We start from the raw sequence: 14,235 nt of genomic DNA, 5'->3' as shown, positions 1-14,235 counted from the left end.
CGGACTGGGAGCGGTTCATGTGCGCAAGCATAAGGCATCACGCGGCCCCAAGTAAACCGCTGCGACGCGACAATTCGATGTCGCGGCGGTTCTCTCCGGGGGCCGCGCGGCGCTCAGACCGTGTGCGCGAGGTCCGCGGCGCTCGTAAACGAGTCCGCGTAGAACTCGTCGGCGGGCAGGCCGTGGTGCTGCGTGAAGTCGCGCTGCGCGGATTCGACCATCACCGGCGCGCCGCACGCGTACACCTGGTAGCCGGACAGATCGGGCAGATCCTCGATCACCGCGCGGTGCACGAAGCCCGTGCGGCCCGTCCACGCGTCGCTCGCGTCCGGCTCGGAGAGCACCGGCACGAACTTGAAGTTCGGGATCTCCTTCGCCCATTGCTCGGCGATGTCGAGCAGATACAGATCCTTCTTGCGGCGCGCGCCCCAGTAGAGCGTCATCGGGCGCTCGAGCTTCGCGTGATGCGCGTGCTCGATGATCGCCTTGATCGGCGCGAAGCCCGTGCCGGACGCGAGCAGCACGATCGGCTTGTCCGAATCCTCGCGCAGGAAGAACGTGCCGAGCGGGCCTTCGAAGCGCAGGATGTCGCGCTCCTTCATCGCACCGAACACGTGATCGGTGAACTTGCCGCCCGGCATGTGGCGGATGTGCAGCTCGATCGGGCCTTCCTCGTGCGGCGCGGTCGCCATCGAGTAGCTGCGGCGCGCGCCGTCCTTGAGGATGAACTCGATGTACTGGCCGGCGAGATACAGCAGGCGCTCGTTCGCGGGCAGTTGCAGCTTCAGCACGATCACGTCGTCCGCGCGGCGCTCGAGCGCCGCGACGCGGCACGGCAGCTTCTTCATCTGGACGCCGTCGACGCCCGCGATCTCGCGCACGTCGACTTCGAGGTCGCTCTGCGGCTTCGAGCAGCACAGGAGCGCGAGGCCGCGCGTGCGCTCGTCGTTCGACAGCGCCGACGCGGAGTGCGGCCCCTGCTCGAACTGGCCTTGCACGACCGTGCCCTTGCACGAGCCGCACGCGCCGTTCTTGCAGCCGTAGGGCAAATGGACGTTCTGACGCAGCGCCGCCGCGAGCACGGTTTCGTCGGCCTCGACCTGGAACTGCCGGCCGCTTTGCTTGAGGGTTACGTTAAAAGCCATAAGTCGTTGAGAACAAAAAGTGGGGACCGTGCAACGCGCGCACGGCGGCTACAATGCATTCCTACGGATCAATCGATACACCATGATTGCGACACGAATCCTGCGCCGGCCGCGCGTATTGATCGTCGGCTGCGGCGACGTCGGCATGCGCTGCGCCGCTCAGCTGCGCGCGCGGCGCCAGAACCTGCGCCTCGTCGCGCTGACGAGCCGGCGCTCGCGCTGCGCCGAACTGCGGGCGGCGGGCGTCGTGCCCGTCGTCGGCGATCTGGACGAGCGCGCGACGCTCAAGCGGATCGCGCGCGTCGCGCACGTCGTGCTGCATCTCGCGCCGCCTCAGGCCACCGGCGATGCCGATCGCAGGACGCAGGCGCTCGTCGCCGCGCTCGCGTCGCCGCGGCGGCCGTCGCGTCAGCTCGCGCCGGCGTACGGCAGGCTGCGCGCGGGGCGGGCCGCTGCCAGATCGGCTCGGCCGCCTTTTCGGGCAGCGCGTATTGTAACCGACGCCCTGTCGCGTCCCGTCGTCGTCTACGCGAGCACGAGCGGCGTTTACGGCGATTGCGGCGGCGCGCGGGTTGACGAAACGCGTGCCGTGCGGCCTGCGAATCCGCGCGCGCGACGGCGCGTGTCGGCCGAACGCCAACTGCGCCGCGCGACCGCGCGCGGCGCGCTGTCCGCGCGCATCGTGCGGATTCCGGGCATCTACGCGGCAAACCGGCTGCCGCTCGCGCGGCTCGAGAAGGGCACGCCAGCCCTCGTCGAGGCCGACGACGTCTACACCAACCATATCCATGCCGACGATCTCGCGTCGATCCTGTTGCGCGCCGCCGCGCGCGGCAAGCCTGCGCGGGTCGTCCACGCGAGCGACGACACCGAGCTGAAGATGGGGGATTACTTCGAGCGAGTCGCGCGCGCGTTCGGCATGCGCAGCCCGCCTCGCATCACGCGCGCCGAAGCCGAACGGCAACTCGAGCCGATGCTGCTGTCGTTCATGCGCGAGTCGCGGCGGCTCGCGAACGCGAGGATGAAGCGCGAATTGCGCGTCGCGCTGCGCTATCCGAGCGTCGACGACTTTCTGCGCACGGTCGCCGCGCCGCGCGCGATCATCAAGTGATCGCCGGCAACGCCTCGATCAGCAGGAAGCACAGCAGCGCGCCGATCAGCGCACCGATCAGACTCGGATGATATTTGCGCTTCAGGTGCATCGCGGTGAGCAGCCCGCCGATGATGATCGCGCCGAGCCCGGCGAACGCCAGGATCACGGACGAAATTTCGATCGGATTGTTGATGGTCATGATGTCCCCCCAAACCTGGAACGTATTGTGGTTTTGTATCGAGTATAGCGGGGCTTGATGACGTTGCCATGCTGCAACGCGGCATGGCTCGGATGGCCGAACGGCGGCCGTTCGGGCTTACCCTGACAGGGTTTTCGCTGTGTCGCGCAACGCGGCCAGGTCGTGCTCGCCGAGCCAGCGCCACGCGCCTTCGGCGAGATCCGCCGGCAGCGCGAAGCCGCCGATGCGCGCGCGGTGCAGCGCCTCGACGCGGTTGCTCGCCGCCGCGACCATTCGTTTAACTTGGTGATATTTCCCTTCGGCGACCGTCAGTTCGAGGAGTCGTTCTCCTCGGGCCGTCGCGGCGAGCGCCGCGAGCGGCTGCGATTCGCCGTGCAGCAGCACGCCCGCGCGCAGCGCGTCGAGCTGTGCGTCGTCGAGCGGGTGGCGCACCGTCGCGATATAAGTCTTCGGCACCTTGCGCTTCGGCGACGTGTACGCGTGGACGAACTGGCCGTCGTCGGACAGCAGCAGCAGGCCGGTCGTGTCCTGGTCGAGGCGGCCGACGCACTGGACGCCGCGCTCGGCGAACTGCGGCGGCAGCAGGCTGAAGACGCTCGCATGATGTTGCGGCTCGCGCGAGCATTCGTAACCCGCCGGCTTGTTGAGGACGACGTACGCGCGCGCGTGGTACGGCCACGCGACGCCGTCGACTTCGAACACGAGCCGGGCGGTGTCGAACGGCGCGTGCGCGTCGGTGCACGCCGCGCCGGCGACGGCGACGCGTCCCGCTTCGACGAGCGCGCGGCACTGGCGGCGCGAACCGAAGCCTTGCGTGAACAGAATGCTTTCGAGATTCATGGCGCGCGCATTGTACCAAGCGCATCGGACGCGGATCGGGCAAACGGCGCGCGGCGCGCTCGGGCGCAAGCGGGCGCGAGGGCTGGTAAGCTCGGGGCCCCGCGGCCGCGCCTCGCGCGACCGCCATTCCTCGTTCGAACGAAGGCAACCTATGACCATGACAATGACTTCCGCCGCGCGGCGCGGCCTCGCCGCCGCGTTCGCACTCGCGCTGTCGAGCGTCGCGTTCGCGCACGCGAAACCCGAAAAGACCGATCCGCCCGCGAACGCGGCGGTCGCCACGCCGCAGGCCGTGTCGATCGACTTTACCGAGACGCTCGAGCCGGCGTTCAGCTCGATCGTCGTCGTCGACGCGGCGGGCGCGCCGGCCCAGGCCGCGAAGGCGGTCGTCGACGCGACCGATCGCAAGCGCATGTCGGTCGCGCTCAAGCCGCTGCAAGCGGGCGCGTACACGGTGAAGTGGGTGGCGGTCGCAACCGACGGCCACCGCACGCAGGGCAGCTACAGGTTCACCGTGAAATAAGCCGGCCGCCCGGCGATGCACCGCCGCGGCGTTCGCACGCGCGGCGGCATGGGGCGCATTCGGATGTTCCCGATCCGCCGTCCGGAATCGTCCGGCAGCGCTTCGTTTTCGCGGAAGCGGTCAATTTGATTCGATCTGCTCGGTCGTCGTCTTGCCGGATCGATTCAATGACGCTCGATTTTGAAAATATGCCGTCTCGTTCAAGGCGAATCACGCAAAGCGAGCGAAGTTCGCTCGAAAGAATCGCTCGCGCATTACGCATGCCGACGAACGTGACGACCGCCGCCGCGACGCGAAGAACGATCGCACGATGCGGCTCACCGCCCCGACGGCGCGTGGCAAGCCTCTTCATTCTTTCCGTCGCCGAATGTCTCGCGGCCGAACGCCGTCGTGCCGCGCGCGCGGCGGGGCGTGCGGCGGCGGGGCGCAACGAAGCGCAACTGCCGCGACGCGCTCAGCGCAGCCGCGTGACGACGGCGCGTGCGCCGAGCGCCGGCGCATCGCCGCGATCGCCGACGACGCGCGGTCCGATCCGTATCCGCTCTTTCAGGAAGTCGAGCATCGCGTGCACGCGCTTCGGCAGATGCTCGCTCGGCCCGACGAACACAGCGTTGATCACTTCCTCGTCGCCGGGATTGAACGCTTCGAGCACCGGCACGAGGCGCCCGGCGTCGACGTCCGCGCAGACGTGAGAGCGCGCGAGCCGCGCGAGCCCGAGCCCGCAGAGGGCCGCGTCGCGGATGCTCTCGCCGTCGCCGAGCAGCAGGCTGCCGCCGGACGGCAGCAGGCGCTGGCCGTCCGCGACGACGAACGGCCATGCCTTCGCGTTGCCGCTCAGGCCGATGCGGTTGTGGCGATCGAGATCGTCGGGCGTCTCGGGTGCGCCGTTGCGCTCGAAATACGCGGGCGAGCCGACGACGACCATCCGGCTGCCGCCGAGCTTGCGCGTCACGAGCCGCGAATCGTCGAGCGCGCCCGCGCGGATCGCGATGTCGCTGCGGTCGTCGAGCAGATCGACCACCGTGTCCGACAGCACGATGTCGAGCGTGATGTCCGGATAGCGGCGCTGGAACTCCGGCAACAGCGGCAACAGATGATGCTTGCCGAACGGCACGTGCGAATTGATCCGCAGGCGTCCCTGCGCAATCGCGCCGCGCGTCGCTTCGCGCTCGGCGTCGGCGATGTCCTCGAGGATGCGCACGCACCGCTCGTAAAACGCGGCGCCTTCGGGCGTGAGTTGCAGCTTGCGCGTCGTGCGGTTCACGAGGCGCACGCCGAGCCTCGTCTCGAGCCGTTGAATGAACTTGCTGATCGCCGACGGCGTCATGTCGAGCCGTCGTCCCGCCGCTGAAAATCCGCACGACTCGATTACCTGAACGAAGACGGCCATCTCGGAGAAACGATTGACCTCGCGCATGGAATGGACGATTTGACGAGCTTTTAAATGGACGAATCCTAGTATATCCGCGACTTGTTTTCGCATTCGCGGGATTTTCTTATTTTCATCTTCGTCGATTTTCATCGGTACGTTGCCGATCGTTTATCCCGCCTCGCGCGCTTCGTATCGGCGATTCGTTGCCGAGGCGGACGTCTCGAACGACGTGGACGCGCTGATGTGCCGATGCGTCAATTCGCCGGCTCGAAGCGGCGGCGGCGTCCGGTTTCGCGCACCGCGTCGATCAGCGCGGCGCTCGCGGGCGTCGGCCGCTGCGAGAACGCGTAGAAGCGCGCGGCGGGCAGCGCGGGCAGGCCGTCGCCCGGTCCGCATTCGCGCAGGCCGTCGCGCAGCTGACTGCGCGCGACGGCGGTGACGGCGAACCCCGCGAGCGCCGCCGACACGCAGCCCGCCATGCTGGCGCTTTCGAACACGATGCGAAACGGCCGCAGCGCGGCGCCGAGTGCGGCGATCGCCGCTTCGCGGTAGACGCAAGGCTCCGGAAAGAGCGCGAGCGGCAGCGCGTCGGCCGCGTCGAGCGCGGCGTCCGACGCGCACGCCCATACGAGCGGCTCCTCCCACAGCAGTTCGCCGGCTTCGTCGATGCGACGGCAGCGCTTGCCGAACACGACGTCGATGCGGCCCGACGTCTGCTGGCGCAGCAGATCCGCGGTGATGCCGACTTTGAGCTCGATCGCCGCTTGCGGATGCCGGCGGCGAAACGCGTGCAGCACCTGCGGCAGCCACGCGCTCGCGAAATCCTCGGACGCGCCGACGCGCAGCCGCCCGTGCAGCGCCGAGCCGCGCAGCCGCGCGCGCGCTTCGCGTTCCATCGCGACGATGTTGCGTGCGTACGCATAGAGCGTCTCGCCCGCGGGCGTGAGCTCGAGGCGACGCGTCGTGCGGGCGAGCAGCACGACGCCCGCCGCCTGCTCGAGCCGCTTGATGTGCCCGCTGACCGCCGACGGCGTGAGCGCCAGATGCTCGGCGGCGGGCGCGAAGCCGCGACGCTCGACGACTTCGAGGAACGTGCGCAGCAGCACGATGTCGAGCGACATCGACGGCGAATCCGACGGCGTATCCATGCGGGCAACCCATTCAATGCGATATTCGAATAATAGACGATGATTCTTTGTGAATCGTGATGAGCGATCGATCTACGATCGGCGTGACCTGACGATCGACGGAGGCCACGATGCCCGGCTATGCGTTTGCGACGACTCCCTTGCTGGACGTCGCGTATCTCGAATGGAACCCGGGCGGCGCGCGCGCCGCCGTGCTGCTGCACGGCTGGCCGGACAGCCCGGCATGCTGGAAAGCGGTCGCGCCCGCGCTCGCCCGCGCCGGATATCGCGTGCTCGCGCCCGCGCTGCGGGGCTTCGCGCCGACCCGCTTTCGCGACGCGGCGACGCCGCGCAGCGGGCAGCTCGCCGCACTCGGGCGCGATCTGCTCGATTTCGTCGACGCGCTGCGGCTCGAGCGCCCGGTGCTCGTCGGACACGACTGGGGCGCGCGAGCCGCGGCGAACGCATGCGGGCTGCGCGAGCGGACCGCGTCGCATCTCGTGATGCTGTCGGTCGGCTACGGCACGAACGATCCGAATCAGCCGCTGTCGCTGCAGCAGGCGCGCAACTACTGGTATCACTGGTTCATGGCGACGCCGCGCGGGGAGCGGGCGGTGCGCGACGACCGCCGGGCGTTCGCGCGCGCGATGTGGGACACGTGGGCGCCGGCCGGCTGGTACGCGCCGGGCGATTTCAACGAGGCGGCGATCGCGTTCGATGCGCCCGACTGGGCGGACGTCGTGCTGCATTCGTACCGGCATCGCTGGGGCTTCGCGAGCGGCGATGCCGCCTATGCGGACGACGAAGCGCGGCTGAATCCCGCGCCCGTTTTGTCCGTGCCGACGCTCGTGCTGCACGGCGGCGCGGACACCTGCAATCACCCGGACAGTTCCGCGTCGCGCGAGCGCTTCTTCGCGGGACGCTACGAGCGCGCCGTGCTCGACGGCGTCGGCCATTTTCCGCAGCGGGAGGCGGCGGCGCGGGTTGCACAAGCGATCTCGACGTTCTGCGCGGATGCCTGAGCGCGGCGGGGCGACGGCGCGCGACGGTTGATGCGTGGCCGTTTCACGTTGCTTGCTGTCTGTCGTCTGTCGACCGTCGACCGTCGACCGTCGAGCGGGCGCGTCAGCTGTCGAGCCGCTTCGTTCAGTCCTCGACCGCGCCCGCATTCAGCCGTCGCTCGGACAACTGACGTCATGACGGCGGCAGCGCGTCGATGCGCGACAGCGCTTCGAGTGTGCCCGCATCGGGCGGGCGCCGGTACGGCACGTCGAGCATGCTCGACAGCGTGCCATTGCGGATGCGGCCGCTCGCGCAACGCGAGCTCGCCGTCGTGCTCGCCCCAGCCTTCGTCGAGTACGCGGTAGCGCCAGCCCGTTCGCCCGCTTTGCCGGGCGCGCGCGGACATTTGGGGGAACCCGAAGCGTGCGTTGAGCTTCCGGCGCGGCTGCCGCGACTGCGGCACCTGCGGCGTCGCGCCGCCGAGCGTGCAGACGTCGCCGATGCGTGCGTCGCGCGCGATGATGCCGCGCGTCGACAGGTTCTCGCCGAATGCGCTCGGCCGCGCGAGCACGTCGCGCATGCCGATTCCGGCCGCTCACGACGGCTGGTGATCGAACGCGTAGCGATGAACCGCCTTGTCGGGGCCGCCATGATGCTTGCGAGCGGCCTGCTCGTCACCGGCGAATCCCGTTTGGCCGAGCCGAAGCCGATCGCGCGCCGGTTGCTTGTCGATCGCGCTCGCCCGCGGCGTGCACGCGAGCGGTTCAATGGCGGCGATCAGCCGCGCGTCGAGCTTGGCGTTTACGGGTTGCATGCGCGCCGATCCGTTGATGCGCGCCCTGTCTCGCGCAGCGCGTCGAGCGCTGCGGCAAGCTCGCGCGTCCGGTCTTCGTTCGATGGCCGCAGCGGCTCGCGCGGCTCGTCCGCGTCGAAGCCGGCAGCGCTCAACGGGACCAGTTTCGGACGTTTGCGTGCGACGCAAGATTCCCCCGGTGCGCAGACGTCGCGTGCGACGCGTGACGAAGGGATGGGGCGATGGCCGCCGAGCCGGTGACGGGTGGCGCCCGGTGTGGGCGAATCGGAGCGAGCGGGAGTGCGACGGCGCACGCGCGAGCGGCGGCGGGAACGAGTAGCGGCGGGCCCGAATGAAAAAGCCCCGCGCTGCTGGTGTCAGGCGGGGCTCGATGCGGTGGCACGGTGGCGAAAAGCGTGTTCGCCGGCGGCCGGCGCCGCGATGAGCATCGGCGCGCTGCGCGCGATGCTTCGATGTCTGTTTGGTGCCCAGGGCCGGAATCGAACCGGCACGCCTTGCGGCGGGGGATTTTGAGTCCCCTGCGTCTACCAATTTCACCACCTGGGCAAACCTGCGCCGCGCATGCGATTGCGCGCGGCGGAAACGCGGATTATCACTGAAATTCCCCATGTGGGCAAGCATCCGGCTGACGGCGTCGCGCAGGTGTGCGGCCCAACGGCTCAACGGCTCAACGGCTCAGATAGACGAACGCACCGTGCGTCACGATCCCCATCACGCTCGCGCGCTGGTCGAGCCCGACGTGATCGGCGGCGCTCGTGTTGACGATGCCGTTCGGCACGACGAGCTCGTGCGCGCGTTCGAGCTCGGCGCGCAGCGCCGTGCGGAATGCCGGCGTGCCCGGCTGCGCGGTTTTCTGCGCGCGGCTGACCGCGTCCGCGAGGCGCGGGTAGACGCCCGCCGCGTCGCCCGCGAACTGCGTGACCGTGTCGCGCCCATACTTCGCCTCGTACGCGTCGACGAACGCGAGCGCCGCCTGCTTCGCCGGATGGTCGGCGGGCAGCGTGCGCGCGACGACGACGGGCTGCGTCGGAAACAGCGTGCCTTCGACGTCCTTGCCCCCGAGCCGCAGGAACTCGGGCGTCGCGATCCCGTGCGTCTGGTAGATCGGCCCTTTGTAGCCGCGCTCGATCAGCGTGCGCTGCGGCAGCACGGTCGGCGTGCCCGCGCCCGCGATCAGGATCGCGTCCGGCTTCGCCGCGATCAGCTTCAAGGCCTGGCCCGTCACGCTCGCGTCGGTGCGGTTGTAGCGCTCGGTCGCGACGATCTTCAGCTTGCGCAGCTCGGCCAAGCGCGTGAATTCGTCGAGCCAGCTGTCGCCGTAGCTGTCCGCGAAGCCGATGAAGCCGACCGTCTTCACGCCGTGGCTCGCCATGTGGCGGGTCAGCACGTCGGCCATCGCGCGGTCGCTCTGCGCCATCTTGAACGCCCACACGCGATTGCCCTGCTGCGGCTCGACGATCGATCCGGAGCCGATCAGCGTGATCATCGGCGTCTGCGCGGCGGCGACGGGATCGAGCGCGGCAAGCGCCGCCGGCGTGATGTTCGGCCCGACGACGACGTCGACCTTGTCCTCCGTCACGAGCTTGCGGATGTTGCGCACGGCGATGCCCGGGTCGGACGCGTCGTCGAGCACGATCACCCGCAGCTTCTGTCCGGCGATCGTTTTCGGCCACATCAGGATCGCGTTCTTGCTGGTCTGGCCGATCGTCGCGGCGGGGCCCGTCGTCGACAGATCCACGCCGACCGTCAGATCGGCGCGCGCCGCGGCGCTGACGAGCGCGAGCGCGGCGCACGCGGCCGCGCGGCGCAACAGGCGGGTTGGCTTCATCCCGAAAGTCTCCATGCCGGTTCGAGGCGGCGCGCGAGCGCGAAGCGCCGCCGCGCTTCGCCGCCCGCGCGCCGGGCGTCACAGCTCGTAGGTTTCGGCCTCGCCCTTGAGCGCGGTCTCGACGAGCTTGCGGTTGAGCGTCGGCGACAGCAGCTCGACGAGCGTATAGATGTAGCCGCGCAGATACGCACCCTGCTTGAGCGCGACGCGCGTCACGTTGCTGCCGAACAGGTGCCCGACCGGGATCGCGCGCAGATTGCGGTCGCGCTCCGGATTGAACGCGATGTCCGCCATGATGCCGACGCCGAGCCCGAGCTCGACGTAGGTCTTGATCACGTCAGCGTCGATCGCCTCGAGCACGATGTCGGGCGTGAGGCGGTGCAGCGCGAACGCCTGGTTGATCTTCTTGCGGCCGGCGAACGCGTCGTCGTACGTGATGAGCGGGAATTGCGCGAGATCGTCGAGCGACAGCGTCTTGCGCTCGAGGAGCGGGTGGTCGGCCGGCACGACGGCCGCGTGATGCCACTGGAAGCAGGGCAGCGACACGAGCTCCTTGTAGTCGGCGATCGCCTCCGTCGCGACCGCGAGATCCGCCTGATCGTGGATCACCATTTCGGCGACCTGCGTCGGGCTGCCTTGCAGGATCGACAGGTGGACCTTCGGGAAGCGCTTCTTGAACTCGGCGATCGCGGCGGGCAGCGAATAGCGGGCCTGCGTGTGCGTGGCCGCGATCGTCAGGTTGCCCTGGTCCTGCGCGGCGTAATCCTTTCCGACCCTTTTAAGGCTTTCGACCTCCTGGAGTATCCGCTCGACCGACGCCAGGATGATCCGCCCCGGCTCGGTCAGCGAGCGCACGCGCTTGCCGTGGCGCGTGAAGATTTCGACGCCGAGCTCGTCCTCGAGCTCGATGATGGCCTTCGAGACCCCCGGCTGCGACGTGTACAGCGCCTTCGCGGCTTCCGTGAGGTTGAAATTCTGGCGGACGGCCTCGCGCACGAAACGAAATTGGTGCAGGTTCATTTATAACCCTTCCGCATATCAACAGAATTTTTTAGTCGTTTGAAATATAAAGCGAGTTTATTACGATTGCCCCGTGTTTTTCAAATATGGATATCTGTAATCGTCATTTGCAAATGACCGGCCGGGCGGATGGCCGGCTCGGCGCGGGCGGTGCAGGATTCGGGCGCGGCGTGGCTAGGACGCCGCGCGGTCATATCGAGCAAACCCTGGGGTCCCCGAATGTACCAGTACGATCAGTACGATCAAACGATCGTCGACGAGCGCGTCGCGCAGTACCGCGACCAGGTCCGCCGCCGCTTGTCAGGAGAATTGAGCGAGGACGAGTTCCGTCCGCTGCGGCTGCAGAACGGCCTGTACATGCAGCGCCACGCGTACATGCACCGCATCGCGATTCCGTACGGCAATCTCCGTAGCGACCAGCTGCGCGTGCTCGCCCGCATCGCGCGCGAGCACGACCGCGGCTACGGCCACTTCTCGACGCGCTCGAACATCCAGTTCAACTGGGTGACGCTCGAGGACACGCCCGAGATCCTCGCGAAGCTCGCGTCGGTGCAGATGCACGCGATCCAGACGTCGGGCAACTGCATCCGCAACATCACCGCCGACCAGTTCGCGGGCGTGGCGCAGGACGAGGAGATCGATCCGCGTCCGTGGGCCGAGATCCTGCGCCAATGGTCGACGTTTCATCCCGAATTCGCGTGGCTGCCGCGCAAGTTCAAGATCGCGGTGTCCGGCTCGAAGGCCGACCGCGCGGCCGTGCAGATCCACGATCTCGGCGTCTACCTGAAGAGGAACGAGGCGGGCGAAGTGGTCGCGAGCATCCTCGCGGGCGGCGGCCTCGGCCGCACGCCGATCGTCGGCGCGATCATCCGCGAGAACCTGCCGTGGCAGCACCTCATCACGTATTGCGAGGCGGTGCTGCGCGTCTACAACCGCTACGGCCGCCGCGACAACCTGTACAAGGCGCGCATCAAGATCCTCGTGAAGGCGCTGTCGCCCGCGAAGTTCGCGCAGCAGGTCGAAGAGGAGTGGCAGCATCTGAAGGACGGCCCGTCGACGCTCACGCAGGAGGAGCTCGAGCGCGTGTCGCGGTACTTCGAGCCGCCCGTCTACGAGAAGCTCGCCGACACCGACGCGTCGTTCGAGCAGCATCTGCTCGAAAACCGCGCGTTCGCGCGCTGGGTCGAGCGCAACGTCGCGCCGCACAAGGTGCCGGGCTACGCGGCCGTCACGCTGTCGCTGAAGAACCACCGCGTCGCGCCCGGCGACGCGAGCGCCGAGCAGATGGAGCAGGTCGCCGACTGGGCCGACGCGTATTCGTTCGGCGAGCTGCGCGTGTCGCACGAGCAGAACCTGATTCTCGCGAACGTGAAGAAGCGTGACCTGTTCGCGGTGTGGGAGAAGGCGAAGGCGGCCGGTTTCGCGACGCCGAACGTCGGCCTCCTGACCGACATCATCGCCTGCCCGGGCGGCGATTTCTGCTCGCTCGCGAACGCGAAGTCGATTCCGATCGCGCTCGCGATCCAGCAGCGCTTCGACGATCTCGACTACGTGCACGACCTCGGCGACGTGTCGCTCAACATCTCGGGCTGCATGAACTCGTGCGGGCACCACCACGTCGGCAACATCGGCATTCTCGGCGTCGACAAGGACGGCGCCGAGTGGTACCAGGTGTCGCTCGGCGGCGAGCAGGGCACCGGCGCGGGCGGCGCGCGTCTCGGCCGCGTGATCGGCCCGTCGTTCTCCGCGGAGGAAGTGCCGGACGTGATCTCGAAGCTGATCGACACGTTCGTCGAGTCGCGCATCGACGGCGAGCGCTTCATCGACACGTACGATCGCATCGGCATCGCGCCGTTCAAGGAGCGCGTCTACGCGGCGCGCCAGACCGCGCACGCGTAACCCAGCGTAGAGGAATCAGCAGATGGCTTTGATTATCAAGAATCGCGAAGTGGCCGACGACGCCTGGCAAGTCGTGCGCGCGGCCGAAGACGGCGCGCTGCCCGCCGTCGACGCGCTGCCGGCCGGCAAGGTGCTCGTGCCGCTCGCGTTGTGGCAGGCCGGGCGCGACGCGCTCGTCGCCGCGAAGCGCAAGGACGAGCTCGGCGTGTGGCTCGCGCCCGACAGCGAACCCGCCGACCTCGCGGCGGATTTCGACCGCATCGCGGTGATCGGCGTCGAATTCCCGCGTTTCGCGGACGGCCGCGGCTACAGCATCGCGCGCCTGTTGCGCGAGCGCCACGGCTGGACGGGCGAGCTGCGCGCGATCGGCGACGTGCTGCGCGACCAGTTGCTCTACATGTCGCGCTGCGGCTTCGATGCGTTCGCGGTGCGCGCGGACAAGGACATCCGCGACGCGCTGAACGCGTTCGGCGAGTTCTCGCAGCGCTACCAGGGCGCATTCGACGAGCCGGCGCCGCTGTTCCGCCGCCGCGCCGCGGCGGCCGACGCGAAGGTGAGCGCATGAGCGCCGCCGACGCCACGACGCTGCCCCCGGCGCTCGCCGCGAAGATCGAACGGCTCGACGCGCTGCTCGCGCAGATCGCCGAGCGCCATCCGAAGGTGAAGTTCGCGAGCAGCCTCGCGGCGGAAGACATGCTCGTCACGCACGCGATCCTGTCGAAGGGCGTGGCGATCGGCGTCTTCTCGCTGAACACGGGCCGCCTGCATGCGGAGACGCTCGACATGATCGAGCGCGTGCGCGAGCGCTACGGCTACGAGATCGAGCAGTTCCATCCGCGGCAGGACGCGGTCGACGCGTACGTCGCCGACCACGGCCTGAATGCGTTCTACGAGAGCGTCGAGCTGCGCAAAGCGTGCTGCAACATCCGCAAGGTCGAGCCGCTGAACCGCGCGCTCGCGGACGTCGACGCATGGGTAACCGGCCAGCGGCGCGAGCAGTCGGTCACGCGCGCGGAGCTGCACGAGCAAGAGCAGGACGACGCGCGCGGGATCGCGAAGTACAACCCGCTCGCCGACTGGACGGAAAGCGACGTGTGGGCGTACCTTACGGCGTTTGACGTGCCGGTGAACCCGCTGCATGCGCGCGGCTACCCGAGCATCGGCTGCGAGCCGTGCACGCGCGCGATCCGCCCCGGCGAGGACAGCCGCGCGGGCCGCTGGTGGTGGGAGTCGCGCGATACGAAGGAGTGCGGGCTGCACATTTCGATCACGCCGATTCCGGCGAGCGCCGAGGCCGGCGCCGCGCACTGAGCACCTTACAAAATACTGATATTGCGCCGCCCGCGACTGCGGGCGGCCCAAACCCGGAAGAG

General features: G+C 68.7%; 14 protein-coding genes, 1 tRNA gene and 1 pseudogene. 6 read left to right on the top strand and 10 right to left on the bottom strand.

The features are described from left to right. Nucleotides 1-113: 113 nt before the first annotated feature. The gene (locus WS91_RS02295; protein ID WP_059669660.1) at nt 114-1,145 is read right to left on the bottom strand and encodes a CDP-6-deoxy-delta-3,4-glucoseen reductase; all 1,032 of its coding nucleotides are present in this window, start codon (nt 1,143-1,145) and stop codon (nt 114-116) included. 28 nt (nt 1,146-1,173) lie between these two features. Here WS91_RS02295 and WS91_RS02290 point away from each other — a divergent pair, with 28 nt between their 5' ends. After that, the gene (locus WS91_RS02290) at nt 1,174-2,256 is read left to right on the top strand and encodes an NAD-dependent epimerase/dehydratase family protein (RefSeq protein WP_038745311.1); all 1,083 of its coding nucleotides are present in this window, start codon (nt 1,174-1,176) and stop codon (nt 2,254-2,256) included. Here WS91_RS02290 and WS91_RS02285 read toward each other — a convergent pair. Both WS91_RS02285 and WS91_RS02280 read right to left on the bottom strand, forming a co-directional pair. Then, nucleotides 2,249-2,437, bottom strand: coding sequence for a hypothetical protein (locus tag WS91_RS02285; protein WP_038745238.1), 189 nt, complete (start codon nt 2,435-2,437; stop codon nt 2,249-2,251). The genes WS91_RS02290 and WS91_RS02285 overlap by 8 nt on opposite strands. A gap of 117 nt (nt 2,438-2,554) precedes the next feature. Further along, nucleotides 2,555-3,277: a 16S rRNA pseudouridine(516) synthase gene (locus WS91_RS02280; RefSeq protein WP_059643601.1), complete on the bottom strand. Its 723-nt coding sequence runs from the start codon at nt 3,275-3,277 to the stop codon at nt 2,555-2,557. A 151-nt stretch (nt 3,278-3,428) separates the two neighbouring features. Between WS91_RS02280 and copC the strand changes: the two genes are divergently transcribed. Then, nucleotides 3,429-3,800 (top strand): copper homeostasis periplasmic binding protein CopC, encoded by a 372-nt coding sequence (gene copC, locus WS91_RS02275; RefSeq protein ID WP_038745235.1) that lies wholly within the window; start codon nt 3,429-3,431, stop codon nt 3,798-3,800. Here the strand turns inward: copC and WS91_RS35395 are convergent. The 3 genes from WS91_RS35395 to WS91_RS02265 form a co-directional block, all read right to left on the bottom strand. After that, nucleotides 3,787-4,152 (bottom strand): hypothetical protein, encoded by a 366-nt coding sequence (locus WS91_RS35395; RefSeq protein WP_145986804.1) that lies wholly within the window; start codon nt 4,150-4,152, stop codon nt 3,787-3,789. The genes copC and WS91_RS35395 overlap by 14 nt on opposite strands. Nucleotides 4,153-4,254: 102 nt before the next feature. Further along, complete coding sequence (locus tag WS91_RS02270) at nt 4,255-5,217, bottom strand: LysR family transcriptional regulator (RefSeq protein ID WP_059574810.1); 963 nt, start codon at nt 5,215-5,217, stop codon at nt 4,255-4,257. 209 nt (nt 5,218-5,426) lie between these two features. Then, nucleotides 5,427-6,320, bottom strand: a complete 894-nt coding sequence (locus WS91_RS02265; protein WP_059669659.1) for a LysR family transcriptional regulator — start codon at nt 6,318-6,320, stop codon at nt 5,427-5,429. Between the two features lie 110 nt (nt 6,321-6,430). Here WS91_RS02265 and WS91_RS02260 point away from each other — a divergent pair, with 110 nt between their 5' ends. Then, nucleotides 6,431-7,321, top strand: a complete 891-nt coding sequence (locus WS91_RS02260) for an alpha/beta fold hydrolase (protein ID WP_059669658.1) — start codon at nt 6,431-6,433, stop codon at nt 7,319-7,321. A gap of 124 nt (nt 7,322-7,445) precedes the next feature. Here WS91_RS02260 and WS91_RS02255 read toward each other — a convergent pair. The 4 genes and pseudogenes from WS91_RS02255 to WS91_RS02240 form a co-directional block, all read right to left on the bottom strand. Continuing rightward, nucleotides 7,446-8,115, bottom strand: a pseudogene (locus WS91_RS02255) (MOSC domain-containing protein). A 461-nt stretch (nt 8,116-8,576) separates the two neighbouring features. After that, nucleotides 8,577-8,661 (bottom strand) — tRNA-Leu (locus WS91_RS02250). Nucleotides 8,662-8,782: 121 nt separating this feature from the next. Continuing rightward, a complete protein-coding gene (locus tag WS91_RS02245) occupies nt 8,783-9,943 on the bottom strand; it encodes an ABC transporter substrate-binding protein (protein ID WP_059574853.1) in 1,161 nt (386 codons plus the stop codon). Nucleotides 9,944-10,021: 78 nt separating this feature from the next. After that, nucleotides 10,022-10,963, bottom strand: a complete 942-nt coding sequence (locus WS91_RS02240) for a CysB family HTH-type transcriptional regulator (RefSeq protein WP_038745226.1) — start codon at nt 10,961-10,963, stop codon at nt 10,022-10,024. A 219-nt stretch (nt 10,964-11,182) separates the two neighbouring features. Between WS91_RS02240 and WS91_RS02235 the strand changes: the two genes are divergently transcribed. Genes WS91_RS02235 through WS91_RS02225 form a run of 3 tightly spaced genes read left to right on the top strand, consistent with a single transcriptional unit; the run spans nt 11,183 to nt 14,173 of the window. Further along, entirely contained in the window at nt 11,183-12,862 is a 1,680-nt protein-coding gene (locus WS91_RS02235) for a nitrite/sulfite reductase (protein ID WP_038745224.1), read from the top strand. 22 nt (nt 12,863-12,884) lie between these two features. Further along, nucleotides 12,885-13,427, top strand: a complete 543-nt coding sequence (locus WS91_RS02230; RefSeq protein ID WP_038745222.1) for a DUF934 domain-containing protein — start codon at nt 12,885-12,887, stop codon at nt 13,425-13,427. Beyond that, nucleotides 13,424-14,173, top strand: coding sequence for a phosphoadenylyl-sulfate reductase (locus WS91_RS02225; protein WP_059574786.1), 750 nt, complete (start codon nt 13,424-13,426; stop codon nt 14,171-14,173). Before WS91_RS02230 ends, WS91_RS02225 begins: the two co-directional genes overlap by 4 nt. The last annotated feature ends 62 nt before the right edge of the window (nt 14,174-14,235 follow it).

Origin of the sequence: Burkholderia sp. MSMB1498 (genome assembly GCF_001526245.1) — a bacterium.
GTDB lineage: Bacteria > Pseudomonadota > Gammaproteobacteria > Burkholderiales > Burkholderiaceae > Burkholderia > Burkholderia savannae.
This window is presented reverse-complemented; position numbering and strand designations above follow the sequence as displayed.